This is a genomic window from Telluria sp. LT1R51-2 (assembly GCF_059685775.1).
Map to the genome: position 1 here is coordinate 1,362,587 of NZ_JCASIM010000001.1, position 22,723 is coordinate 1,385,309.

General features: G+C 66.1%; 20 protein-coding genes, 2 tRNA genes and 1 pseudogene. 14 read left to right on the plus strand and 9 right to left on the minus strand.

Annotated features, from left to right (window positions below):
- Positions 1–11 precede the first annotated feature (11 nt).
- Positions 12–680 (minus strand): NUDIX hydrolase, encoded by a 669-nt coding sequence (locus AC56LH_RS06130; RefSeq protein ID WP_499644870.1) that lies wholly within the window; start codon positions 678–680, stop codon positions 12–14.
- Between the two features lie 89 nt (positions 681–769).
- Positions 770–846, minus strand: a tRNA-Arg gene (locus AC56LH_RS06135).
- A 176-nt stretch (positions 847–1,022) separates the two neighbouring features.
- Between AC56LH_RS06135 and AC56LH_RS06140 the strand changes: the two genes are divergently transcribed.
- Positions 1,023–1,991 (plus strand): IS1595 family transposase, encoded by a 969-nt coding sequence (locus AC56LH_RS06140; protein ID WP_499644872.1) that lies wholly within the window; start codon positions 1,023–1,025, stop codon positions 1,989–1,991.
- A gap of 56 nt (positions 1,992–2,047) precedes the next feature.
- On the opposite strand, the gene AC56LH_RS06145 is transcribed toward AC56LH_RS06140, so the two are convergent.
- A tRNA-Arg gene (locus AC56LH_RS06145) sits at positions 2,048–2,124 on the minus strand.
- A gap of 109 nt (positions 2,125–2,233) precedes the next feature.
- Here AC56LH_RS06145 and AC56LH_RS06150 point away from each other — a divergent pair.
- Positions 2,234–6,118, plus strand: a complete 3,885-nt coding sequence (locus AC56LH_RS06150; RefSeq protein WP_499644874.1) for a sensor histidine kinase — start codon at positions 2,234–2,236, stop codon at positions 6,116–6,118.
- Here AC56LH_RS06150 and AC56LH_RS06155 read toward each other — a convergent pair.
- Positions 6,115–7,056: a D-2-hydroxyacid dehydrogenase gene (locus tag AC56LH_RS06155; protein ID WP_499644876.1), complete on the minus strand. Its 942-nt coding sequence runs from the start codon at positions 7,054–7,056 to the stop codon at positions 6,115–6,117. The two genes, AC56LH_RS06150 and AC56LH_RS06155, sit on opposite strands and share 4 nt — an antisense overlap.
- 123 nt (positions 7,057–7,179) lie before the next feature.
- Between AC56LH_RS06155 and ligD the strand changes: the two genes are divergently transcribed.
- Entirely contained in the window at positions 7,180–9,753 is a 2,574-nt protein-coding gene (ligD, locus tag AC56LH_RS06160; protein WP_499644878.1) for a DNA ligase D, read from the plus strand.
- 22 nt (positions 9,754–9,775) lie between these two features.
- On the opposite strand, the gene AC56LH_RS06165 is transcribed toward ligD, so the two are convergent.
- From AC56LH_RS06165 to AC56LH_RS06175, 3 genes are read right to left on the minus strand one after another with little or no spacing between them, the layout of a single operon-like run.
- Positions 9,776–10,009, minus strand: a complete 234-nt coding sequence (locus AC56LH_RS06165; protein WP_183551521.1) for a hypothetical protein — start codon at positions 10,007–10,009, stop codon at positions 9,776–9,778.
- A gap of 2 nt (positions 10,010–10,011) precedes the next feature.
- Positions 10,012–11,064, minus strand: a complete 1,053-nt coding sequence (gene ku, locus AC56LH_RS06170; RefSeq protein ID WP_499644880.1) for a non-homologous end joining protein Ku — start codon at positions 11,062–11,064, stop codon at positions 10,012–10,014.
- 24 nt (positions 11,065–11,088) lie between these two features.
- Positions 11,089–12,054, minus strand: a complete 966-nt coding sequence (locus AC56LH_RS06175; RefSeq protein WP_499644882.1) for an SDR family oxidoreductase — start codon at positions 12,052–12,054, stop codon at positions 11,089–11,091.
- A 177-nt stretch (positions 12,055–12,231) separates the two neighbouring features.
- On the opposite strand from AC56LH_RS06175, the gene AC56LH_RS06180 reads away from it, so the two are divergent.
- The 10 genes from AC56LH_RS06180 (at position 12,232) to AC56LH_RS06225 (ending at position 21,230) form a co-directional block, all read left to right on the plus strand.
- On the plus strand, positions 12,232–13,704 hold the full coding sequence (locus AC56LH_RS06180) for a GGDEF domain-containing protein (protein ID WP_499644884.1): 1,473 nt from the start codon (positions 12,232–12,234) through the stop codon (positions 13,702–13,704).
- Between the two features lie 103 nt (positions 13,705–13,807).
- Positions 13,808–14,647 carry an urease accessory protein UreD gene (locus AC56LH_RS06185; RefSeq protein ID WP_499644886.1) on the plus strand — a complete coding sequence of 280 codons (840 nt, stop codon included), beginning with the start codon at positions 13,808–13,810 and terminating at the stop codon, positions 14,645–14,647.
- A 12-nt stretch (positions 14,648–14,659) separates the two neighbouring features.
- A complete protein-coding gene (locus tag AC56LH_RS06190; RefSeq protein WP_183551533.1) occupies positions 14,660–14,962 on the plus strand; it encodes an urease subunit gamma in 303 nt (100 codons plus the stop codon).
- A gap of 12 nt (positions 14,963–14,974) precedes the next feature.
- On the plus strand, positions 14,975–15,307 hold the full coding sequence (locus AC56LH_RS06195; RefSeq protein WP_499644888.1) for an urease subunit beta: 333 nt from the start codon (positions 14,975–14,977) through the stop codon (positions 15,305–15,307).
- A complete protein-coding gene (gene ureC, locus AC56LH_RS06200; RefSeq protein ID WP_499648410.1) occupies positions 15,307–17,007 on the plus strand; it encodes an urease subunit alpha in 1,701 nt (566 codons plus the stop codon). Before AC56LH_RS06195 ends, ureC begins: the two co-directional genes overlap by 1 nt.
- A gap of 9 nt (positions 17,008–17,016) precedes the next feature.
- Positions 17,017–17,559, plus strand: coding sequence for an urease accessory protein UreE (gene ureE / locus AC56LH_RS06205; protein WP_499644890.1), 543 nt, complete (start codon positions 17,017–17,019; stop codon positions 17,557–17,559).
- Complete coding sequence (locus tag AC56LH_RS06210) at positions 17,556–18,221, plus strand: urease accessory protein UreF (RefSeq protein WP_499644892.1); 666 nt, start codon at positions 17,556–17,558, stop codon at positions 18,219–18,221. Before ureE ends, AC56LH_RS06210 begins: the two co-directional genes overlap by 4 nt.
- A 23-nt stretch (positions 18,222–18,244) precedes the next feature.
- On the plus strand, positions 18,245–18,868 hold the full coding sequence (ureG, locus tag AC56LH_RS06215; RefSeq protein WP_499644893.1) for an urease accessory protein UreG: 624 nt from the start codon (positions 18,245–18,247) through the stop codon (positions 18,866–18,868).
- Positions 18,869–18,883: 15 nt separating this feature from the next.
- On the plus strand, positions 18,884–19,462 hold the full coding sequence (locus AC56LH_RS06220) for a HupE/UreJ family protein (protein WP_499644895.1): 579 nt from the start codon (positions 18,884–18,886) through the stop codon (positions 19,460–19,462).
- A 73-nt stretch (positions 19,463–19,535) separates the two neighbouring features.
- The gene (locus AC56LH_RS06225) at positions 19,536–21,230 is read left to right on the plus strand and encodes a SulP family inorganic anion transporter (RefSeq protein WP_499644897.1); all 1,695 of its coding nucleotides are present in this window, start codon (positions 19,536–19,538) and stop codon (positions 21,228–21,230) included.
- A gap of 38 nt (positions 21,231–21,268) precedes the next feature.
- Here the strand turns inward: AC56LH_RS06225 and AC56LH_RS06230 are convergent, their stop codons facing one another.
- Both AC56LH_RS06230 and AC56LH_RS06235 read right to left on the minus strand, forming a co-directional pair.
- Positions 21,269–21,964, minus strand: a complete 696-nt coding sequence (locus AC56LH_RS06230; protein ID WP_499648412.1) for a LysR substrate-binding domain-containing protein — start codon at positions 21,962–21,964, stop codon at positions 21,269–21,271.
- Between the two features lie 75 nt (positions 21,965–22,039).
- Positions 22,040–22,180 (minus strand): annotated as a pseudogene (locus AC56LH_RS06235) (LysR family transcriptional regulator); the annotation flags it as partial.
- 94 nt (positions 22,181–22,274) lie between these two features.
- Between AC56LH_RS06235 and AC56LH_RS06240 the strand changes: the two are divergent.
- Positions 22,275–22,721 carry an ester cyclase gene (locus AC56LH_RS06240; protein ID WP_499644899.1) on the plus strand — a complete coding sequence of 149 codons (447 nt, stop codon included), beginning with the start codon at positions 22,275–22,277 and terminating at the stop codon, positions 22,719–22,721.
- The last annotated feature ends 2 nt before the right edge of the window (positions 22,722–22,723 follow it).

Below are 22,723 nucleotides of genomic sequence, written 5' to 3' on the forward strand. Positions count from 1 at the left end.
CTGTGGGGAGATTATTTTGCCGACGCCGTCGTAGCCCCGGTTTCGCTGCCAGGCAAGCGGCGCAGAGCATCGATGATCACCCCATCGTTCGGGTGGTTCAGGACTGTCTCGAGCAGCGCCAGCGGCACCAGGTGCACGGCCTGGCTTTCCCAGCCCATCAGCGCCGGATTGCCGCCCAGGCGCCGCGCCAGGTAGTAGCGCGTCATCGTCTGCGTGCGCCGGCAGTCGACCAGGTGCCGGACGATCTGCACGCGCAGGCCGGATTCCTCGAACGCCTCGCGGATGGCCGTCGCCTGCAGGCTGATGTCGGGGTCGACACGACCTTTGGGAAAGGTTGCGTCATATCCGCCAAAACGGTTTGACGGCGCCACGGCCCACACGCGGCCATCGTCTTCCACGATCACCACGCCCGCAGCAGGCGCGAACGCCGCCGGCACGGCGAAGGGCGGCTCGTCGATGGCAGCCTGGCCGGCAACCGTCTGCCAGTCAGCGGTGCTGAGCGGGATATCGAGCCACGGCGCAAACGGCGTGTCATTCAAGGACGGCGGCAGGGCGCCGAGCGGGGTCACGGTGGCGATGCTGGAATGGTCATGCCAGGTGACGATCGCCGTTGGCGTCGATGGGTGCGCGAGACGCACCGGCGCACCGTGCTCATCAGGTTGGGGATGAAACGTGATCATCGTCGGGGAGCCTGTTGGGAATAGCGTGTGACACGAGCCCAAATGCAATAAGGGCACTTCTTGCGAAGTGCCCTTATCTTGAAAAGGTTTGGTGCGGCTGGCAGGAATCGAACCCACGACCCCTTGGTTCGTAGCCAAGTACTCTATCCAGCTGAGCTACAGCCGCCCAATGCGAGCATTATAGCGGGCCGTGAGCATCTTGCAAAGACTGATTATTCACGCGTCATTGTCAGTACCAAACGGCGCCCCGGAAAAAGGCGCAGTCAACGTTAAATAGAGGAGCGCTTTGAACTGAAGAGCAGCCTCGTGGTCCAACCCTGTCCCCAGCGTCAGGAGTCGATCATGAAAGCGCCGCGTTTCAAGAACTGGTTCGCCAGGTTGCCCTCGCTGAACGGACTGCAGCGCCGGCAAGTGCTCGACGCCCTGTATCCTGCAGCCGGGCTCGATCAGGTAGTGGCATTGATTGCTGAGGCCAGAGGACCAGGTCGCCGCTGTCCCCGCTGTCATAACGAACGTTGCCACCGGCACGGATTTGCCAACGATCTGCAGCGTTTTCGCTGCTGCGCTTGCGGTCGCACGTTTAACGACCTGAGCGGTACGCCGCTGGCACGGCTCAGGCTCAAAGCCAAATGGCTCGCGTATTCTCAGGTGTTGCTCGATACACTGTCGGTGCGCAAGGGGGCGGATCGCATCGGCGTGCACCGCAATACTGCCTTCCGCTGGCGTCATCGCTTCCTCGACTGGGTCAAGTTTGACCGACCGGCATCCCTGAATGGCATTGTCGAGGCCGACGAGACGTTCCTGCTGGAATCGCAAAAAGGGTCCCGCACGCTCGACCGGCCGCCGCGCCGGCGAGGTGGGCGCACCGCCATGCGTGGCATTTCGCGGCATCTGGATTGCATACTGGTCGCGCGCGACCGCAACGGCAACACCATCGACGCGGTCACTGGACGAGGGGCACTGACGGCTGCGCAACTTGAACGCGACTTGCTGCCCCGGCTCGACCCGCAGGCGCTGCTGGTCACCGACAGCCATGCCGGCTATCGCGCCTTTTCACGCAAGCACCAAATTGCGCATGAAGTGGTCAATCTGCGTGCCGGGGTGCGCACCAGGCACCTGGGTAGCCGCGCCATCCACGTACAGAACGTGAACGCGTATCAGGGGCGTTTCAAGGCGTGGCTTCTGGATTTTCGCGGCGTGGCTTCACGCTATCTGCGCAATTATCTGGGCTGGCGCTGGGCCCTGGATGGTGGCAGGGTAAGTACCGCAGAACAATTGTTCCGCATCGCCGTCGGCGTCATCAACAGATAACGTTGACTGCGCCAAGAAAAAAGGCCAGATCTCGCGATCTGGCCCTTCATATTTTCTGGTGCGGCTGGCAGGAATCGAACCCACGACCCCTTGGTTCGTAGCCAAGTACTCTATCCAGCTGAGCTACAGCCGCCCGAGGCACGCATTATAGCAGCGACATTTTATTTCTGGAAGACTCAAATTATTTCACGGCAACAAAGTCATCTGGTAGATTGGCTACAGCGCACATTGATCGGATGACCATGCCAGGTTTCACCTGGGCCGCCTGCCGCGGCCTGTTTCGTTTCACGTTCTTCCTGCTGCTGGCACTGGCGTTGCCGGCCGACGCCAGCCAGCGCAATCTGCGCTTCGAGCGCCTGTCGGTCGAGGAAGGTTTGTCGCAGCATTCGGTGATGAGCATCCTGCAGGATCGCCAGGGCTTCATCTGGTTCGGGACTCAGGCCGGCCTGCACCGCTACGATGGCTACCGGATCGTCATCTACCGCAATGACGCCAACGATCCCGACAGCATTCCCGATAACTTCATTTCGGCTTCGTACGAAGACCAGGCCGGTCGCCTGTGGTTCGGCACGAAGGGCGGACTGGCCCGGCATGATCCGGCGACCGGCCGTTTCGAGCGGTTTGCACTGACCCAGCCGGGCCGCACCGTGAAACGGTCGGTGGGCGCCATCGTGCCGGGACCCGATGGCGCGCTGTGGCTGGCAACCAATGACGGCGTGGTGCGCTTCGACCCGCACACGGGCCAGCAGCGCAACCACGTGGCCGACCCGGACAACGCGGCAAGCCTGCGCGACAACCGCGTCAATGCGCTCGCGTTCGACGGGCGCGGGGCGTTGTGGGTTGGCACCGCAGCGGGCCTGGACCGGCTCGACCCGGCAACTGGCCAGGTCGTGCACTTCGCGATGGCGCCGACTGCTGACGCCGAGCGCAATGCCGTGCTGGCGCTGTCAATGGGGCCGCGCCAGATGCTCTGGATCGGTACTGCGGGCGGCCTCGAAGCCTGGCGCATCGACGGCGATGTGCCGCAGCGGCGCCAGATCGGCGCGGCGGACGGCGTGCGCGGCGCGCGTATCCGCACGCTGTATCACGACAGCGGCGAGCAGCTGTGGGTAGGCACCTCGGCCGATGGCCTGAAGTGGCTCGATCCGGCCAGCGGCCGCTTCACCGGTTACCGCCATTTGCCACAGGACCGGCACAGCCTGTCCGATAACCAGGTCTCGTCAGTGTTGGTCGATCGCACCGGCACGCTGTGGGTCGGTACGTATTTTGGCGGGATCAACCGCACCGACCTGGCCAGCGGTGGCTTCGCGCGCTTTGGCGAAACGGAAGGCATGGGCCGCGCCAGGGTGCGCGCCATCGTCGACGATCCGGCCGGGCGCCTGTGGCTGGGCACCAGCGGTGATGGCCTGATGCTGCTTGATCCGGTCTCGCGCACGACGCGGCGCTTTGGCACCGATGCCGTCACCGGCAAGGTTGTTACTGCACTGACGCTGGCCGGGGGGCGGCTATGGATCGGCACACCCACAGGCCTCGCGTGGCGCGATGCGCGCGGGCGCATGGGACGCGTGGCGCTGGGCGTGAGCCCGGGCGCCAGCCATGTGCAGGCGCTGCGCGAGGGCCGCGACGGCACGCTGTGGGTCATGACGCGTGACGGCCTGTCGGCCGTCGCACCCGGTGCCACGAGCGCACGCAACTGGCGCAACGTGCCGGGCGACGCCACAAGCCTGGGCGACAACTATGGCTTCGCCCTGGTCGAGGACCGGCGCGGCGTACTGTGGATCGGCACCGAATCGGGCCTGGAGCGCTTCGACCCCGCCACCGGCACCTTCAGCCGCTTTCGCCACGATCCGCATGACAGCACCAGCTTGCGCCACAGCCGCGTGTACCACCTGCTCGAGTCCAGAACCGGCGACCTGTGGGTCGGCACCGCTGGCGGTCTGCACCGGATGGTGCAGACCGGTGCACGCACGTCGTTTCGCTACTACCCGTTCAGCAGCCTGGATGCGCAGTCGATCGGCGCCATCCTCGAAGACAACGACGGCATCATCTGGGTCAGCACGACCGCCGGCATCACGCGCGTCGATCCGGTCACCGGCCAGACCAAGAGTTATAACGCCAAGGATGGCCTGATCGACGGCGCGTATTTCGTGGGCTCCGGGCAGCGCGGCGCCGACGGACAGCTGCACTTCGGCGGCGTGAGCGGCGTCACGTCGTTCAACCCGGTCGACGTGCACGACAATCCGTTCCCGCCGACAGTGGCCATCACCGACCTGCAGGTCCTGAACCGCTCGCGCGGCATTCACAACCTGGCGGCGCAACGCGAGATCACACTGTCGCACCGCGATACCGTGATCTCCCTGGAATTCGCGGCGCTGCACTATGCCGACCCGATGGGCAACCTGTACGCCTACCAGCTCGAGGGCTTCGACGCCAACTGGGTCAATACCGGCGCTGGCCGGCGCTTCGCCACCTATACCAATCTCGATCCCGGCCATTACGTGTTCCGGGTCCGGGCCAGCAACAAGGACGGTGTCTGGAGCAAGGACGCGGCCACGCTCGCACTCACCATCACGCCGCCGTACTGGAAGACATGGTGGTTCCGTACGCTGGCCGTGGCGCTGGTGGTGACGCTGTCGTATTTTGCCTATCGGCTGCGCATCGGCGCACTCGTGACGCGCCAGGGATTGCTCGCGCGCGAGGTCGACGCCCGCACCGGCGAACTGCTGCTGCAGAAAGAAGCGGCTGAGCGGGGCAAGCGCGAGGTCGAACGGCAAAAGGAATCGGTCGAGCGCGCGCACCGCAATATCGCGCTGCTGTCGGAGATGGGGCGCATGCTGACCACGAACCTCGATCACGAGGCGATCATGCTGACGCTTTACCAGCACGTCAAGGCGCTGATGGATGCACCGCTGTTTGCCGTTGCGCTGCGCCAGGGCGAGCGCGGCGTGCTCGAGCTGCCGTTTGCGATGGCGTTCGGCCGGCGCGAGACCCCGCGCGAGCTGGCCGTCGATCCGGCCGGTCTTCTGCTGGCGCGCTGCGTGAACGAAAACCGGGCATTCCTGTTGGCGGATGTCGATGCCGAACTGCGGGCCTGCCTGCCGGACGCCCCTGACCTGGCTGCGGCGGTGGCGCTGGCCGCGCCGGCGACTGCGCTACCGATGCCGCGCTCGCTGCTGTGCGTGCCCGTCACGGCGGGCGAGCGCGTGCTGGGCGCACTGACCGTGCAAAGCCTGGAGACAAGCGCCTACGGTCAGGTCCACCTCGACATGCTCAGCACGCTTGCTGCCTACGTCGGCGTGGCCATGGACAATGCCGAAGCCTACGCGCGCCTGAAGGAAACCCAGGTGCAGCTGGCGGCGCAGGAACGCCTGGCCTCACTCGGATCACTCGTGGCCGGCGTGGCGCACGAACTCAATACGCCGATCGGCAACAGCCTTCTGATGGCGAGCACGCTGCAGGAACGCACGCACGCGGTGGCGGCGCAGTTCGAGGCGACCACGCTCAAACGGTCCGACCTGGCCGACTACATGGGCGCGGCGCGCGACGCCTCGCAACTGATCGTGCGCAGCCTGCACAATGCGGCCGAGCTGGTGAGCAGCTTCCGCCAGGTGTCGGTCGACCAGGCCAGTGCCCAGCGGCGCCGATTCGACCTGGCCCGGGCCTGCCAGGAAATCGGCGCGACCCTGATGAATACCGTGCGCCTGAGCGGACACCGGTTTGACATCGACGTGCCGCCCGGGATTGCGATGGACGGCTTCCCTGGCCCGCTGGGCCAGGTGATCATCAACTTCGTCAACAACGCGATGCTGCATGCGTTCGACGGTCCGGGCGGCGTCATGACGCTGACGGCGCTGGAAACCGATGGCCGCGTCGCGCTCACGTTCCGCGACGACGGCCGCGGCATCGACCCGGCCCACCTGGGCCGCATCTTCGATCCGTTCTTCACGACGCGCATGGGCCAGGGCGGCACCGGCCTGGGACTGAACATCGTCTACAACATCGTCACCACGCTGATGGGCGGGACGATCCGCGTCGTGAGCCAGCCGGACGCCGGCACCGCCTTTTTGCTCGAACTGCCGCAGAAGGCGCCCGAGGCCCTGGCGCCCACGGTCGGCGCTGCACCCTAGACGACGTTGGTCGGCGTGCCGGCGTGCCACGCTTCGATGTTATCGACCAGCATGTCGGCCAGCGTTTGCATTGCACCGAAGCTGGCCCACGCGATGTGCGGCGTGAGCAGGAAGTGCGGCAGGCGCAGGCGCAGTAGCGGATTGTTCGAGCCGGGCGGCTCTTCGCTCAGGACATCGAAGCCGGCGGCGATCCGGCCTTCCATCAGCACATTGGCCAGCGCGGCCTCGTCGACCAGGCCACCGCGCGCCGTGTTGATCAACAGCGCGCCAGGCTGCATCAGACCGAGTTCGCGCGCGCCGATCATGTGGCGCGTGGCGTCAGAGAGCGGCAAGTGCAGGCTCACGACCTGCGACGTGGCCAGCAATTCGTCCAGCGGCAGTTCCGTGACGTTCGCATCCGTGATCGGCGAGCGCGAGGTGGCGACGACGTCCATGCCGAAGGCGCGTGCGATGCTGGCCACTTGCCGGCCCAGCGCGCCGTAGCCGACGATGCCCAGGCGCGTGCCGGCCAGATCGCCGATCGGGTGGTCGAGCAGGCAGAAACGGCTCGAAGTTTCCCACTTGCCTGCCTCGACGTCGGCGGCGTAGGCGCGCAGGTTGCGGCGCAGCGCCAGGATCAGCGTGAAGCAGTGCTCGGGCACCGACACCAGCGAATAATTGCGGATATTTGCCACCACGATGCCGGCTGCGTGGCAGGCTGCCAGGTCGACATTGTCGGTGCCGGTCGCGGCGACGGCGACCATCTTCAGGTCGGGCAGGCGGGCAATGGCGTCAGCCCGCAACGGCACCTTGTTGGTGATGGCGACGGTGGCGCCGGCCAGGCGCGCCACGACGTCCTCGACGGCGGTGGCGGCATGGTCGTGCCATGTGTGTTCGAAGGCGGGCACGCGGACATTCGCGCGCAGGCTGTCACGGTCGAGAAAAACGATTCGCTGCATGGGGTCCTTTCGCGGTTGGCGGCTTGCGGTGATCATAGCAGCCCCTGCCAGCGTGAGTTGCCGTACAGTCTGCAGCGCGTCACCGGGCTACGCTGGCACCATCGAATTTCCCCTGGGGTTGCCATGACGGACGCGCTCAAAGCCTACAAAGCCAAACGCAATTTCGATATCACGTCCGAGCCGGCCGAGGGCGGAGAGGCGGGGCAGGACGTGCTGACCTTCGTGATCCAGAAGCACTGGGCCAGCCGCCTGCACTACGATTTCCGGCTCGAGCTCGACGGCACGATGAAAAGCTGGGCCGTGCCGAAAGGCCCCAGCTACGACACGCACGACAAGCGCATGGCCGTGGAGGTCGAAGACCATCCGATCTCGTACTCGGATTTTGAAGGCACGATTCCGGCCAAGCAGTACGGCGCCGGCAAGGTGATCATCTGGGACAAGGGCACCTGGGAGCCGCTGGAAGACCCGCGCGCGGGCTTTGCCAAGGGCAGCATCAAGTTCGCGCTGCACGGTCACAAGATGCACGGCCGTTGGACCCTGGTACGGATGAAGGGCCGTGGCGAAAAACAGCCGCCATGGTTGCTGATCAAGGAGAAGGACGATTACGCACGCCCGGCCGCCGAATTCTCGCTGGTCGACGAACTGCCCGACAGCGTGAAGGCATTGCCGATGCCGAAGCGGGTCGCGCAAAAGGTCGAAGCGTTGCGCGAAGAAGCAAAGGCGGGGCCAGCGAAGAAAGCCACAGCCAAAAAAGCACCCGCCAAAAAAGCGGCAGCAAACAAGGCGCCGGCAAAACGCACCAAGGCCGATGACGCCAGGGCGCCACTGCCGGCGAAATTCGCCCCTGAGCTGGCCACGCTCGTCGACGCACCGCCCCCCGACCCTGAAAACTGGCTGTTCGAAGTCAAGTTCGACGGCTACCGGATGCTCGCACGCATCGAGGACGGTGCCGTGCGCCTCATCACGCGCAACGCGAATGACTGGACCGACAAACTGACGCCGTTGAAGGAAGAGCTGGAACGCATGGCGCTGCCCGACGGCTGGTACGACGGCGAAATCGTCGTGCACGACGATGATGGCAAACCCGATTTCGGCCTGCTGCAGGCGGCGTTCGACGGCAACGGCGCCGTTGACATCGATTACTTCCTGTTTGATATCCCGTACTTCGACGGCCACGACCTGCGCGAGATGCCGCTGGTCGACCGCCGCACGGTGCTCGAACAGGTGCTCGAGAACGCCGGATCCGACAAGGTGCGGTTTTCCGCCGAGTTCGGCGCCAAACCGGATGAACTGATCGTCGCGGCCTGCAAGATCGGCCTCGAAGGCGTGATCGGCAAACGGCGCGACGCCCGTTACGTCTCGCGCCGCTCGCCCGACTGGATCAAGCTCAAATGCGGCCGGCGCCAGGAATTCGTCATCGGCGGCTTCACCGACCCGAAAGGCGCGCGCACCGGCATCGGTGCGCTGCTGCTCGGGGTCCATGACGAAGACGGTGTGCTGCGCTACGCCGGCAACGTCGGCTCGGGCTTCAACCACGCCACCCTGACCAGCATCGCCGAACAACTCGAGGCGCTGCGCACCGACACGAGCCCGTTCCCGCCGCGCGCCGTGCCGGGGCGCGCGCATCACTGGGTCAAGCCGGTGCTGGTGGCCGAGGTGAGTTTTTCGGACTGGACCAGCGGCGGCGCCGTGCGCCATCCGGTGTTCCAGGGGCTGCGCAAGGACAAGCCGGCCAAAAACATCACCCGTGAGCAGGCGCTCCCGGTGGAAGACGTTGCCGTGGATGACGAGCCGGTGGCCGCGCAGGGCAAGCTGCCCGCGACGCTCAAGGTCACCAACGGCGAACGCGTGATCGACAAGGCATCGGGCGCCACCAAGCTGGCGCTGGTGCGCTATTACGCCCTGGTGGGCGACTTGATGATGGAACACCTGAAAGGCCGCCCGGTGTCGCTCGTGCGCGCGCCCGAGGGCGTCGGCGGCGAGCTGTTTTTCCAGAAGCACGTCGACGTGCGCAAGATGCCCGGCCTGCGCGACCTGGACCAGGCGCTCGACACGGAGCACCCGCCGATGCTCGAATTGGCCACGCCGCTGGGCATCCTGTCGTCGGCGCAGTGGAACGTGGTGGAGATCCATACCCAGAATGCGTTCAAGGGCAGTTACCAGAAGCCGAACCGGATGGTGTTCGACCTCGATCCGGGCGACGGCATCAAGTGGCCCGAGATGCAGGAAGCAGCGCAGCTGATGCACGCCTTCCTGGACGAACTGGGTTTGCCGGCGTTCCTGAAAACCAGCGGCGGCAAGGGCCTGCACGTGGTGGTGCCGATCAAGGGCAACCATGACTGGGACACGGTCAAGCGCTTCTCGCAGGCGATCGTGCACCACATGGCGCAAACGCTGCCGGAGCGCTTTGCCTTCAAGAGCGGGCCGAAAAACCGCGTCGGTAAAATCTTCATTGATTACCTGCGCAACGGGCAGGGGGCGACGACGGTGGCCGCATGGTCGGCGCGCTCGCGTCCGGGGCTGGGGATTTCGGTGCCGCTGGGCTGGGATGAGCTGGACACGCTGACGTCGAGCGACCAGTGGACGGTCGCCAATGTGCACGAGCGGCTGGATGTCGGCAATACGCCGTGGCAGGACTATGCCACGGCGGCCAGGACACTGACCAAAGCGATGAAGCAGCTCGGGTTCGTGCCCTGAGGGTGAGGGCGGGCGCGGTGCGCTAGGCTTCGTTCCGGAAGATACCGCGCACGTTCATGGCCAGCAGCGCGACCTGCAGCGCGATGAGCGCCCACGCTTCGTCGTGCAGGCCCCAGACGATCCACAGCACATTGCTGAAGATGAAGGTCCAGAAGCCCAGGATGCGGCGCTCGGCGCGCTTGGCGCCGACCAGGTAGGCGGCAATCAGGCTGACGGCCATCGCAGGCCATTGGAGAAAGTCGATGAATCCGTCCATCCTCACGCCGCCTTCTTGCGCGCAGGCGCCTTGGTAACTGACTTGGCCGCCGCTTTCTTCGCTGCTGGCTTGGCTGCCGGTTTGGCCACTTTCCTGGTAGCAGTGGCACGGGCCCCTGACGTCGCCGTCGCCTTGCGCGAACGTGGCGGCGGCTGGTCATCCTCGCTGTCCTCGTCGTCGGCGGGTTTGCGCGACTTGCGTGGCGGCGGATCGTCGTCATCGTCATCGTCGTCAAGGGCGGCCAACGCCGCCTTGGCCGGCTTCTTGCCAAGACTGGCCTGAAGCAACGCGACCAGGTCGATGACCTTGCCGGTGGCGCGCTTTTCTTTTTCCGGCTCGGGCTGCGTAATGGTCTTGGTCTGCTTTGCCTTGATCTTTTTCTTGACCAGGGCCAGCACGTCTTCGCGGTAGCTGTCGTGGTACTGCGCCGGTGCCCAGTCTTCGCTCATGCCCTCGACCAGCGCCATTGCCATCTTGAGTTCCTTGACGGTGACGGACGCCGTTTTTGAATTAGGCGACGGGATCTTGAGTTCGCCCGCGTCGCGCATCTCGTCCGGGTAGCGCAGCGTATTGAGCACGATCGTGTCGCCCACGCAGATCAGCGCTGCCAGATGCTGCTTGACGCGGATGACCACGTGCGCGATCCCGATCTTGCCCGCTTCGCGCAGCGTCTCGCGCAGCAGCGCATAGACTTTCGCGCCGCCCTTGCCGGGTGCCAGGTAATAGGGCTGGTCGTAGTAGATCAGCGGCACATCGCCGGCGTCGACGAAGGCCTGGATATCGATCGTCTGCGTCGCTTCCGGGTTGGCCCGGCGCAGGTCTTCGTCCGACAGTACGACGTATTCGCCGTCCTCGTACTCGTAGCCCTTGACGATGTCGTCCCACACGACTTCCTTGCCATTGCCCTTGTTGTAGCGTTTAAACCCGACCGGCGAAAAATCGCGCCGGTCGAGCATCGTCAGGTCGAGTCCCTTGGTCTCGACCGCGGGGTACATATCGACCGGAATGTGGACCAGTCCGAAACTGATCGCGCCCTTCCACATGCTGCGTGCCATTGCCTGCTCCTCGCTGTGGGTCTGTTATTCGCCGACGACGCCTGTCACCGGCAACACGATGCCCGTGATGTAGCCCGAGCACACGGGCGAGGCCAGGAACACGTAGGCGGGCGAGAGTTCTTCAGGCTGGGCCGGGCGCCGGTAGTCGGTGCTGGCGCCGAACTCGGTGATGTCGTCCGGGCCCTTGTCGGCCGGGTTGAGCGGCGTCCAGACAGGGCCTGGCGCGACCGCGTTCACGCGGATGCCCTGGTCGAGCAGGCTGCCGGCCAGCGACATCGTGAACGCGTGGATCGCGCCCTTGGTCGACGAATAGTCGATCAGCTTGGACGAGCCTTTCAGGCCGGTGACCGAGCCCGTATTGATGATCGACGCGCCGCGCTTGAGGTGCGGTACGACCGCCTTGGCCATGTGGAAGTAGCCGAAAATATTGGTGCGGAAGGTCTCCTCGAACCGCTCCTCGGTGATGTCGAGAATCGAATCGGCGTGTTCCTGGAATGCGGCGTTATTGACCAGAACATCCAGTCGGCCAAACTCTTTGACGACCTGCTGCACGGCGTCGTTGCAGAATGCCGGATCCTTGACGTCGCCCGCGATCGTGATGCAGCGACGGCCTTCGGCCTCGATGCAGCGCTTGGTTTCTGCCGCATCGACGTCTTCGTTCAGATACATGACGGCGACATCGGCGCCTTCGCGTGCGAACAGCACTGCGACTGCGCGGCCGATGCCCGAATCGGCACCGGTGACGATGGCGGCCATGCCGTCCAGCTTGCCGCTGCCCTTGTAGCCTTCGGCCATGAACTTCGGCTTGCTTTCCATATCGGCTTCCAGGCCCGGCTTGGCCAGGTGCTGCGCCGGCATCGGCGGCGCCGGCTGGTCGACCCCGGTCTGGACGGCTTCCTTGCTCTCGGAGTCGTTCTTTTTGGCGTCGCGCGCGTCCTGCTCTTGCTGGATAGCGCGCTGCTTTGCTGCCACGTCGTCTTGGTGTGCCATGGTGTTTCTCCCGTGAGTGTGCGTTCGTTCGCAAGAGTATTCGGCCCACACCGTGGCACGACGGTGCGCTCCCACACACAGGGGTGACAATTGCTATGCTTGACACGCCAGCTTATGGCAAACTTGCCATGCAGCCATACCGGAACGGTGCGGCTGGACTCAATCTGGAGAATGAACATGCATCAAGAAGACGGCGCGCGTGATGACTTTACCTGCGTCTTCGTCAATCCCGTCGGCCAGCGCCGCGCCGACTTCCAGCACTGCTGCGACGGCATGTTTGCCAACCTGCGCGTGGCCGCCGGCGCCGAGCAGGCGCGCGGCCTGCTGGCACGCGAACCTGCCGACCTGCTCGTGCTGGACCTGGAGCGCTGCGATCAGGGCGTCGACTTGCCGGCGCTGGGCGCCCTGATCGGCGCGCGCGCCGGTGCGCCGGTGCTGGTGCTGTGCCCGTTTACGAATGCGCGCTGGCTGCCGGCGCTGATGGCGTTTGGCCCGCTCGACTACGCGATCGGTCCGCTGCGCGCGCAGCAAACGCGCGCGCTGCTGGCTGCGCGCATGCGCACCGGCTTTCCCGTCGCAACGCCAGGCGCGCCCACACCGGCCGAAGCCGAACTGCGCACGCTGCTCGCGCTGCGTACCGCCTGCCAGCAGGCGTTGAGCGACGCCGACGACAGCGCGCGCTTTGCCACGCACCTGTGCGCCGCGCTGACGGGCTGGCCGGGCGTCGTGCATGCGGCGCTGTTCCAGCATCGCGATGGCGCTCTGCACCTCGAGGCCGAGCAGGGCGCCGATGGCCTGCGCCTGGCGGCGCTTCTCGGGGACGAGGGCAAGTTGCTGCACGCGCCGCTGCGCCATGCGTTCCCGGGGCTGCTGGCGGCGACGACAGGCGAGTTGACGCTGGTCGATGCGCTCGACACGCTTGGCGACCCGGCGCTCGCCGCGCGCCTGGAAGCGGTTGGCACGCGCATGGTGGTCGGTGTGCCGATCCCGGGGCAGGGGCCGGGTGGGCCAATGGGCTCCCTGTGCCTGCTGTTTGGCGATACGCGGCCGTTCTCGCTGGCGCAGTTGCAGGCGCTGGACGACCTGGCCGGCCTGGCCGCCCATGGCCTGCGCATGGCCGAGGTCACGCGCGAAAACGAGGCGCTGCTGGCACGCGTCACGCACCTGGCTTCGACCGATGCCCTGACCGATCTGGCCAACCGGCGCCATGGCGAAGCCTTGCTGGAGCAAGAGATCAAGCGCGCACGCCGCTACCGGCTGCCGCTCGCGCTGATCGCTTTCGATATCGACCGCTTCAGCCATGTCAACGATACCTTCGGCCACCCGGTGGGCGACCTGGTGCTGCGCACGGTGGCCGATACGGCGCGCGCGCTGCTGCGTGCGAGCGACGTGCTGGTGCGCTCGGGCGGCGAGGAATTCCAGGTGATCGCGTCGCACACGAGCGCGATTGACGCGCTGAAGATGGCCGAGAAGCTGCGCGCGGCCATCGAACAGGTGGAAATACCGGGATGCGACCACGTGACGATCAGCCTCGGGGTGGCCCAGCTGGGCGAGAGCGAGAGCGGCGACTCGATGGCGGTGCGTACCCATGCCGCATTGGCGCGCGCCAAGCGGGCCGGCCGCAACTGCATCGAGCTGGCGATGTCCTGATGCGTTCGGGTGCAGCGCGCACCTTCGCGGTGCGCGTCGCGTGCAAAGCAGACGTCCCACGCCACGTAAGGACGCTGGCACGCATCGTGCTGTTTCATCAAGCATGCGCGATTGCACCTCCACCGATGCACCCACCATCTTTCCCGCCTGGCAAGCCAGTCTGGCGCTGGGCTTCGTGCGCGATGGCGCCACGACGCGCCTCGTGCGCCGCACGCACCGCGGGCCGCTGCGGGTCCAGAAGGCGCTGTATCCCGAAGGCCCTGGCGCCTGCCACGTAATCGTCGTGCACCCGCCGGGTGGCGTGGTCGGGGGCGACCGGCTCGAGATCGACGTCGACGCCGGCCCTGCTTGCAGCGTGCTCGCTACCAGCCCCGGCGCGGCCAAGTGGTACCGCGCCAACGGCCGCGTGTCGCAGCAGGCGGTGCGCCTGCGCATTGCTGCGGGCGCCGCCATCGAATGGCTGCCGCAGGAAACCATCTTCTATGACGCGGCCAGCGTCGACCTTGACCACGACGTCGATCTCGCCGCCGGCAGCGTCTACATTGGCAGCGAAGTGCTGTGCTTTGGCCGCGTGGCCGCCGGCGAAGCGTTTACGCGCGGACGGATCCGCCAGCGCACGCGGATTCGCCAGGACGGCCGCCTGCTATGGTGGGAGCAGGGCATCCTGACCCCCGACGGCATCGCCAGCCCCCTCGGCATGCGCGGCCATGCGGTGTGCGCGACCTTGCTTGCCGTCGGCCGGCCCGTGCCCGCCGCGCTGCAGGCGCGCGTGCGCGCGCTCGACCCGCAACTGGCGTCGAGCCAGGTGAAGTCGGTGTTCGTCGCGCGTTATCTGGGCGACGACGGCGAAGCGGCGCGCGCCGTCATGGCGCAGGTGTGGGCGTTGCTGCGGCCCCATCTGCTTGACCGTCCGGCATGCGCGCCGCGCATCTGGCTAACTTAGAACGGAATCGCCATGGACCTGACGCCCCGCGAAAAAGACAAGCTGCTGATCTTTACTGCCGCGCTGCTGGCCGAACGCCGGCGTGCGCGGGGTCTCAAGCTGAATTATCCGGAAGCCGTGGCCCTGATCACGGCCGCCATCATGGAAGGGGCGCGCGACGGCCGCAGCGTGGCCGAGCTGATGAGCGAAGGCACGACGATCCTCGCGCGCGGCGACGTGATGGAGGGCGTGCCCGAGATGATCCCCGATATCCAGGTTGAGGCCACGTTCCCGGACGGGACCAAGCTCGTGACCGTCCACCATCCGATTCCCTAGCAGGAGCCCAGCGTGATCCCAGGCGAATACTTTCTCGACGACGGCGATATCGAACTCAACGTCGGTCGGCGCACGCTGACTGTGGTCGTGGCCAATGCGGGCGACCGGCCAGTGCAGGTCGGCTCGCACTACCACTTTTATGAAGTCAATCCGGCGCTGCAGTTCGAGCGGGACAGCACGCTCGGCATGCGGCTGAATATCGCTGCCGGCACCGCTGTGCGCTTTGAGCCGGGCCAGCGCCGCACGGTGGAACTGGTCGACCTGGCGGGCGAGCGCATCGTGCATGGTTTCCAGGGCCGTGTGTCGGGACCACTGCCCACGCCTGCGTCACCGGGAGATGCATGATGGTCACGCTCAGCCGCCAGGCCTATGCCGACATGTATGGTCCGACCACGGGCGACCGCATCCGCCTGGCCGACACCGAGCTCATAATCGAGATTGAGCGCGACTTCGCGACCTATGGCGAAGAGGTCAAGTTTGGCGGCGGTAAAGTGATCCGCGACGGCATGGGCCAGTCGCAGCGCCTGCGCGAGGGCGTGATGGACACCGTCATCACCAACGCCGTCATCATTGACCACTGGGGCATCGTCAAGGCCGACATCGGCATCAAGGACGGCCTGATTGCCGCCATCGGCAAGGCGGGCAACCCGGATATCCAGCCGAATGTCACGATGGCCATCGGCGGGGCGACCGAGATCATCGCCGGGGAAGGCATGATTGTCACGGCCGGCGGCGTCGACACGCACATCCATTTCATCTGCCCGCAGCAGATCGACGAAGCGCTGTACTCGGGCATCACGACGATGCTGGGCGGCGGCACCGGGCCGGCCGTCGGCACCGCGGCGACAACCTGCACGCCGGGCGCCTGGCACATTCATTCGATGCTGCAGGCGGCCGATGCCTTCCCGATGAACCTCGGCTTTTTCGGCAAGGGCAATGTCAGCCAGCCCGGCCCGCTCGAAGAGCAGGTCCATGCCGGCGCCGTGGGCCTGAAGCTGCACGAGGACTGGGGCAGCACGCCCGCGGCGATCGACAACTGCCTGTCGGTGGCCGAACGGCTGGACGTGCAGGTGGCGCTGCACTCCGACACGCTCAACGAGGCGGGCTTTCTGGAGTCGACCGTGGCGGCGTTCAAGGGCCGCACGATCCACACCTTCCATACCGAGGGCGCGGGCGGTGGCCACGCCCCGGACATCATCGCGGCCGTGGGCTACGACAATGTACTGCCGTCGTCGACCAATCCCACGCGCCCGTTCACGGTCAACACGCTCGACGAGCACCTGGACATGCTGATGGTCTGCCACCACCTCGACCCGGCGATTGCCGAAGACGTGGCGTTTGCCGAGTCGCGCATCCGGCGCGAGACCATTGCAGCCGAGGACATCCTGCACGACCTGGGCGCGATCTCGATGATGTCGTCGGACTCGCAGGCGATGGGCCGCGTGGGCGAGACGATCATGCGTACCTGGCAGACGGCGCACAAGATGAAGACCCAGCGCGGCGCGTTGGCAGGCGACTCGTCACGCAACGACAACGCCCGCGTCAAGCGCTACATCGCCAAGTACACGATCAATCCCGCCATCACGCACGGCATCGCGCACGTCGTCGGCTCGCTGGAACCAGGCAAGATCGCCGACATCGTGCTGTGGCGGCCGGCCTTCTTTGGCGTCAAGCCGTCGATGGTGGTCAAGGGCGGCATGATCGCGGCAAGCCTGATGGGCGACCCGAATGCATCGATCCCGATACCGCAGCCGGTGCATTACCGGCCGATGTTCGGCGCGTTTGGCGGCGGTCTGCGCAAGTCGTTCACGTTTGTGTCGCAAAGCGCGTTCGAGGCCGGCATCGCAGGCACGCTGGGCTTGAGCAAGACGACGATCGCCGTGCGCGGCACGCGCGGCCTGCGCAAGCGCGACATGATCCTCAACGGCGCCACGCCGCACATGGAAGTCGATCCCGAAACCTATGAAGTGCGCGCCGACGGGCGCCTGCTGGTGTGCGAAGCGGCCAGCGTGCTGCCGCTGGCGCAGCGTTACTTCCTGTTCTAGAGGCCATCCATGATTTCACTGCATACCCGCATCCTTGTTGCCGAAGTCGTGCACGACACGCTGGTGCTGCCGTTCGAACAACGGGAGCGCTGCCGCCAGCGCGCGCGCCTGGCCTCGGGCGAAGAGGTCGCGCTGTTCCTCGTGCGCGGCACCGTGCTGCGCGATGGCGACCTGCTGCTGGGCGAAGGCGGGCGCGTGGTGCGCGTCGAGGCCGCGCTGGAGCTGACGTATGTCGTGCGTTGCGGCGACGCGACGTTGCTGGCACGCTGCGCATTCCACCTGGGGAACCGCCACACGCAGACCGAGGTGGGGATCGGCTGGCTGCGCATCCGTGTCGATCCGGTGCTGCGCGAAATGGTCGAAGGACTGGGTGCGGACGTGGGTGAAGAACTGGCCAAATTCGAGCCGGAGGCGGGGGCGTATGGCGGCGGTCATGGCCATCATCACGAGCAGGGGCCGGGCAGCTTGCTGGCGCCGGTGCCGCTGCGCCAGAAAATTCACCGGCCGTCGGACGCTGCGCCGTTTGAACCGGTCGAGCCGGGGCCGGCATGAACGCCGCCAGCCTGCTGCACCTGCTGCAGTTTGCCAGTCCGGCCTTGCCGATTGGCGGCTACAGCTATTCGCAGGGTCTCGAAGCGGCGCTCGAAGAAGGCCTCGTCACGGACGCCGACAGCGCCCGCGCGTGGATCGTGCGCTATCTGGATGACGTCGTGGCGCGCTGGGATGCGCCCGTGTTGTGGCGTCTTTTGACAGCGTTCGCCGCGCGAGACGGCGAGACGATCGCGCACTGGGGCGGGTGCTTCCTTGCGTCGCGCGACACGGCCGAACTGCGCGCCGAATCGGTCCAGATGGGTTATTCGCTGGGGCGCCTGATCGCAGAGCTGGGCGTGGCCGATACACGCGCGCTGGGCGAGGATGTCACGCTGCCACTGGCATTTGCCTGCGCCGTCGACGGACTGGCTATCCCGCATGAAGCAGCGCTGCTGGCGATGGTGTTCGCGTGGGTCGAGAACCAGGTGCTGGTGTGCGTCAAGTCGGTGCCGCTGGGGCAGGTGGCCGGACAGCGCCTGCTGCTGTCGCTGCGGCCCGAGATCGAGCGCGCCGTTGAACTGGCGCAGCGTTTGCCGGACGACGAGTTGTCGAACTGGGCGCCCGGCTTGTCGATGCTGTCGATGCGCCACGAAGTGCAGCATGGCCGTTTGTACCGGTCGTGATCATCCATCAAGAAGGAGCAAGCATGACAACCTCCAATCCGCTGCGGGTCGGCATTGGCGGGCCGGTAGGCTCGGGCAAGACCGCGCTGTGCGAACTGCTGTGCCGCCACATGCGCGACGATTACGACATGGCGGTGATCACCAACGACATTTACACGCGCGAAGACATGGACATCCTGTTGCGCGCCGGCGCGCTCGCGCCCGAGCGGCTGATGGGTGTCGAGACGGGGGGCTGTCCGCACACGGCGATCCGCGAAGACGCGTCGATCAATCTGGAAGCCATCGCGCGTTTGCAGGCCGACTTTCCCGACCTGGAACTGGTGCTGGTCGAATCGGGCGGCGACAACCTGGCGGCGACCTTCAGCCCGGAGCTGTCCGACCTGACGCTGTACGTGATCGACGTTGCCGGCGGCGAGAAAATTCCGCGCAAGGGCGGGCCGGGCATCACGCGCTCGGACCTCCTGATCATCAACAAGACCGACCTGGCGCCTCATGTCGGCGCCGATCTGTCGGTGATGGCAAGCGATGCACGGCGCCAGCGTGGCGAGCGGCCCTTCGTGTTTACCAATCTGCGCACGGGCGAGGGCGTGCAGGACGTGGTCGCGTTCATCCGCGAGCAGGGCTTGCTCGACGCAGTCCACCAATAAGACAAGGAGACGATCATGACGACACAGTTCATTTCACTGCGCCACGCCACCAGCAACCACCTGGCCCGCGCGGGCGTGGCCGTCACCGCCCTGACACTGGCGCTGCCGGCGGCCGCGCATCCCGGGCACGCGCCCGACAGCGGCTTCATGGCCGGCCTGCTGCACCCGGTGACGGGCATCGACCATTTGCTGGCGCTGCTCGCGGTCGGCCTGTGGAGCCGCCAGCAGCATGGCTACCTGCTCGCACCGACGTTCCTCGTGATGATGGCGCTGGGCGCGGCCAGCAGCGGCGGTGTCGCGTTGCCGGCGCTTGAGCTGTCGATCGCGGCGACCGTGTTGCTGCTGGGTGGATTGGCAGCGTATGCGCCGCACCTGCAGAAGCCGCAGATGGCCGTCCTCACCGTCGGCGCCTGCGCTTTTGTGCACGGACTCGCGCACGGCAATGAGCTGACCGGCGTGGCCAGTGGCACCGGCTTCATCCTGGCCAGCGCCGGGCTGATGCTGCTGGGCGCGATCCCGGGCGAGCGCCTGCGCCGGCCGCTGGCTGCGGCCATCGGCGCGGCGGGCATCTGGCTCGTGGCGCTGGCCGGTTGATGCCCGGCCGGTACGGGTAATTATGCTACGCTAGCGCTCTTTTTACCGTCGGCCGTCCCGGCCAGGACTTTCCATGCTTGAGTGGTTGCGCCCGTACCGGCGCGCCGCGCTGCCGGGCGATATCAGCGCTGGCATCGTGGTGGCGATGATGATGATCCCGCAGGGCATGGCCTACGCACTGGTGGCGGGCCTGCCGCCGGCGGTCGGCATCTACGCCAGCATCGTCCCGCCCTTGCTGTACGCGCTGTTCGGCACCAGCAGCACGCAATCGGTCGGACCGATGGCGATCATTTCCCTGATGACGGCGTCTACGCTGGCGCCCCTGGCCACGCCCGGCACCGCGCTGTATGGCGTGCTCGCCGCGCAACTAGCGCTGCTATCCGGCCTGGTGCTGCTGCTGTGCGGCCTGCTGCGCATCGGCTTTCTCGCCAATTTCTTTTCGCGGCCCGTGATGAGCGGGTTCACCATCGGCTCGGCGCTCATGATCGCGTGGGGGCAGCTGCGCACGCTAGTGGGCGGTCCGATCGAGATCGGCATGCGGCCGCACTGGCCAAGCATCCTGCTGGGCGTGGGCTCGCTCGTGCTGCTGCTGGCCGCGCGCAGCCACCTGGCGCCGCTGCTGCGCCGGTTGCGCGTGCCGGCAGCGGCGGCCGACGTCGGGTCCAAGCTGGCGCCGATCGCCGTCGTGCTGGGCGCGATGGCGCTCGTGCAGCAGCTGGGTCTTGCGCAGATGGGCGTGGCCACCACCGGCGCCGTGCCGACCGGCTTGCCGGGCCTGAACCTGGCGACGTCATCGCAGCACTGGCAAGCCTTGCTGCAACCGGCGCTTCTGATCGGCTTCATGGTGTTCTTGATCAGCATGTCGGGCGCGCAGGCGCTGGCGCTCAAGCGCGGCGGCGAGAAACTCGTCAGCAACCGCGAACTGGTCGGCCTGGGCGCGGCGAATGTCGGCAGCGCGCTGACGGGCGGTTTTCCCGTCACCGGCAGCCTGTCGCGATCGGCCGTCAATTTCGCGGCCGGCGCCAACACGCAGCTGGCCAGCTTGATCACGGCCGGCCTGCTGGCGCTGGCGCTCGTGCTGCCCACGGGCTGGCTTGCGCTGCTGCCGCTGCCGACACTGGCCGCGACGATCATCGTGGCCGTGCTCGGAATGCTCGACCTGTCGACGCTGCGCACCGCCTGGCACTACGACCGCGCCGATGCGCTGGCGCTGCTGGCCACCGCCGGCGGGGTACTGGTCCTGGGTGTCGAAGCCGGGGTGCTGGTAGGCGTGGCGCTGTCGATGGTCGTGCTGATCTGGCGCGCCAGCCGGCCGCATATCGCGGTGCTGGGCCGCATCCATGGCACCGAACACTTCCGCAATGTCGATCGCTACTCGGCCGAAACGACGCCGGGGTTGCTGATGCTGCGCGTGGATGCCGGCCTGTTTTTCGGCAATGTCGATGCGGTCAATGAGCGCATCGACGAAGAACTCGTCGCGCATGGCGGCACGCGCCATCTGGTGCTGGTGCTGTCGGCCGTGAATGCGATCGACACGTCGGCGCTGTTCGGCCTCGAGGAGTTGAACAGCTCGCTGAACCGGCGCGGTGTGCTGATGCACCTGGCCGAAGTGAAGGGGCCGGTGATGGACCGGCTCAAGGAAAGCGATCTGCTGGCTAAACTCAACGGTCAGATATTCCTGAGCGCTGCCATTGCGTGGGACCAGCTGGCCGGATCGCGTGCCGCCGGCACGCCGGCCGCGGCCACGCGGCCCACGGGTAAGCCGTAGCAGTGCGCGTGCGCTGCTGCGTTGAACGCCAGCATTACTTACAAGGCGGCTGACTTCGCTGCAATGAACTCTCTGAACCATTGTTGCGCCGGATTGCTGTCGCTACGGCGGTGCCATATCAGGTGAAACGTGATGTCCGGCAGTGCCAGCGGTGGTGGGAACATGACAAGCCGGTGGCTGGCCTGCGCATGCATTGCCACGCGCTTGAGGATGGTGGCCGCCATATTGGTGCGCGCAATCACCGCGGGCACGGCAAACAGTTGTGGCAAGGTCAGGGCAAGCTTGCGTTGCTTGCCCTGTTGCGCGAGGGTTTGATCGACAAGGCCATGCAACTGCCCTTCGGGTGACACGAGCACGTGCTGCAGGTCGAGATAAGTGCGCATGTCCATCGGGCGACTGGCTGCCGGATGGTCGGTCGATACGATCGTGACAAAGGTATCGCGCATCAAAGGGCGCGTGAGGATGCGGGCATCCATGACGGTCGGTGCGACGCCAATGGCGACATCGATCGATCCGGCATCGAGCAGGTCGACGGCAGTATCCCTGTCGTTGTATGCAAGCACATTCAACGATACGCCGGGTGTGGCCTGTTCGAGCGCTTCCACGAGCGCCGGTAACAGGACCAGCGTGGGATAGTCCTGCAGACCCAGTTTGAACGTCACCGTCGCCGTCCCGGGTTCGAACGCGGGCTGCGTCAGCATCGCCAGCTCGATCTGACGCAGGGCTGCGGCCACGGGTGCAGCCAGATCGCGTGCGCGTGCGGTGGGGACCAATCCGGCACTGCTGCGTTGGAACAGGGGATCGCCCAGCAAGGTTCGCAGGCGCGACAACGCAGCGCTCATTGCCGGCTGGCTGACGCCTACCTGCGTTGCAGCACGTGTGACATTGCGTTCGTTCATCAACGCATTGAACGCGACCAGCAAATTCAAATCCAGGCCATGAAAATCCATGAGCTGAATAATACGGTATATCGGTTATTTGTTGGACTGATTGAACTGCGGGCAGCACACTGGCGCCTCATTCAACTTCGAGCAGATCATTCCGATGACGACGTCAACCACCGCTTTATCGCACCAGCTGCGCACCGAACTCACCGTCGTGGAAACGCTGTACCGCGCGTTCAGCGAGCAGAACCCGGATCTTGTCGATGCGGTGCTTGCCCCCGCCTGGGAAGATATTCCGCTGGCCCCGGGCCAGGGCCCGGGGCCAGCTGGCATCAAGCCGATCATCCGCATGCTGGCAGCGGCATTGCCGGACGTACGCATTATGATCCACGACACGATTCAGGCGCCCGGTAAGGTCGCCGTACGCGCGGAGATCAGCGGGACGCATCTGGGCGAGTTGTTCGGGATTGCGCCTACTGGCAAGCAAGTCAGCTTCCGGTTGCACGAGTTTCACACGCTCGAAGGCGGTCTGATCACCACGACCTGGCACATGGAGGACTGGTTTGGTCTCTTCCTGCAGCTTGGCCAGTTCCCGCCACAAGGCTGAAC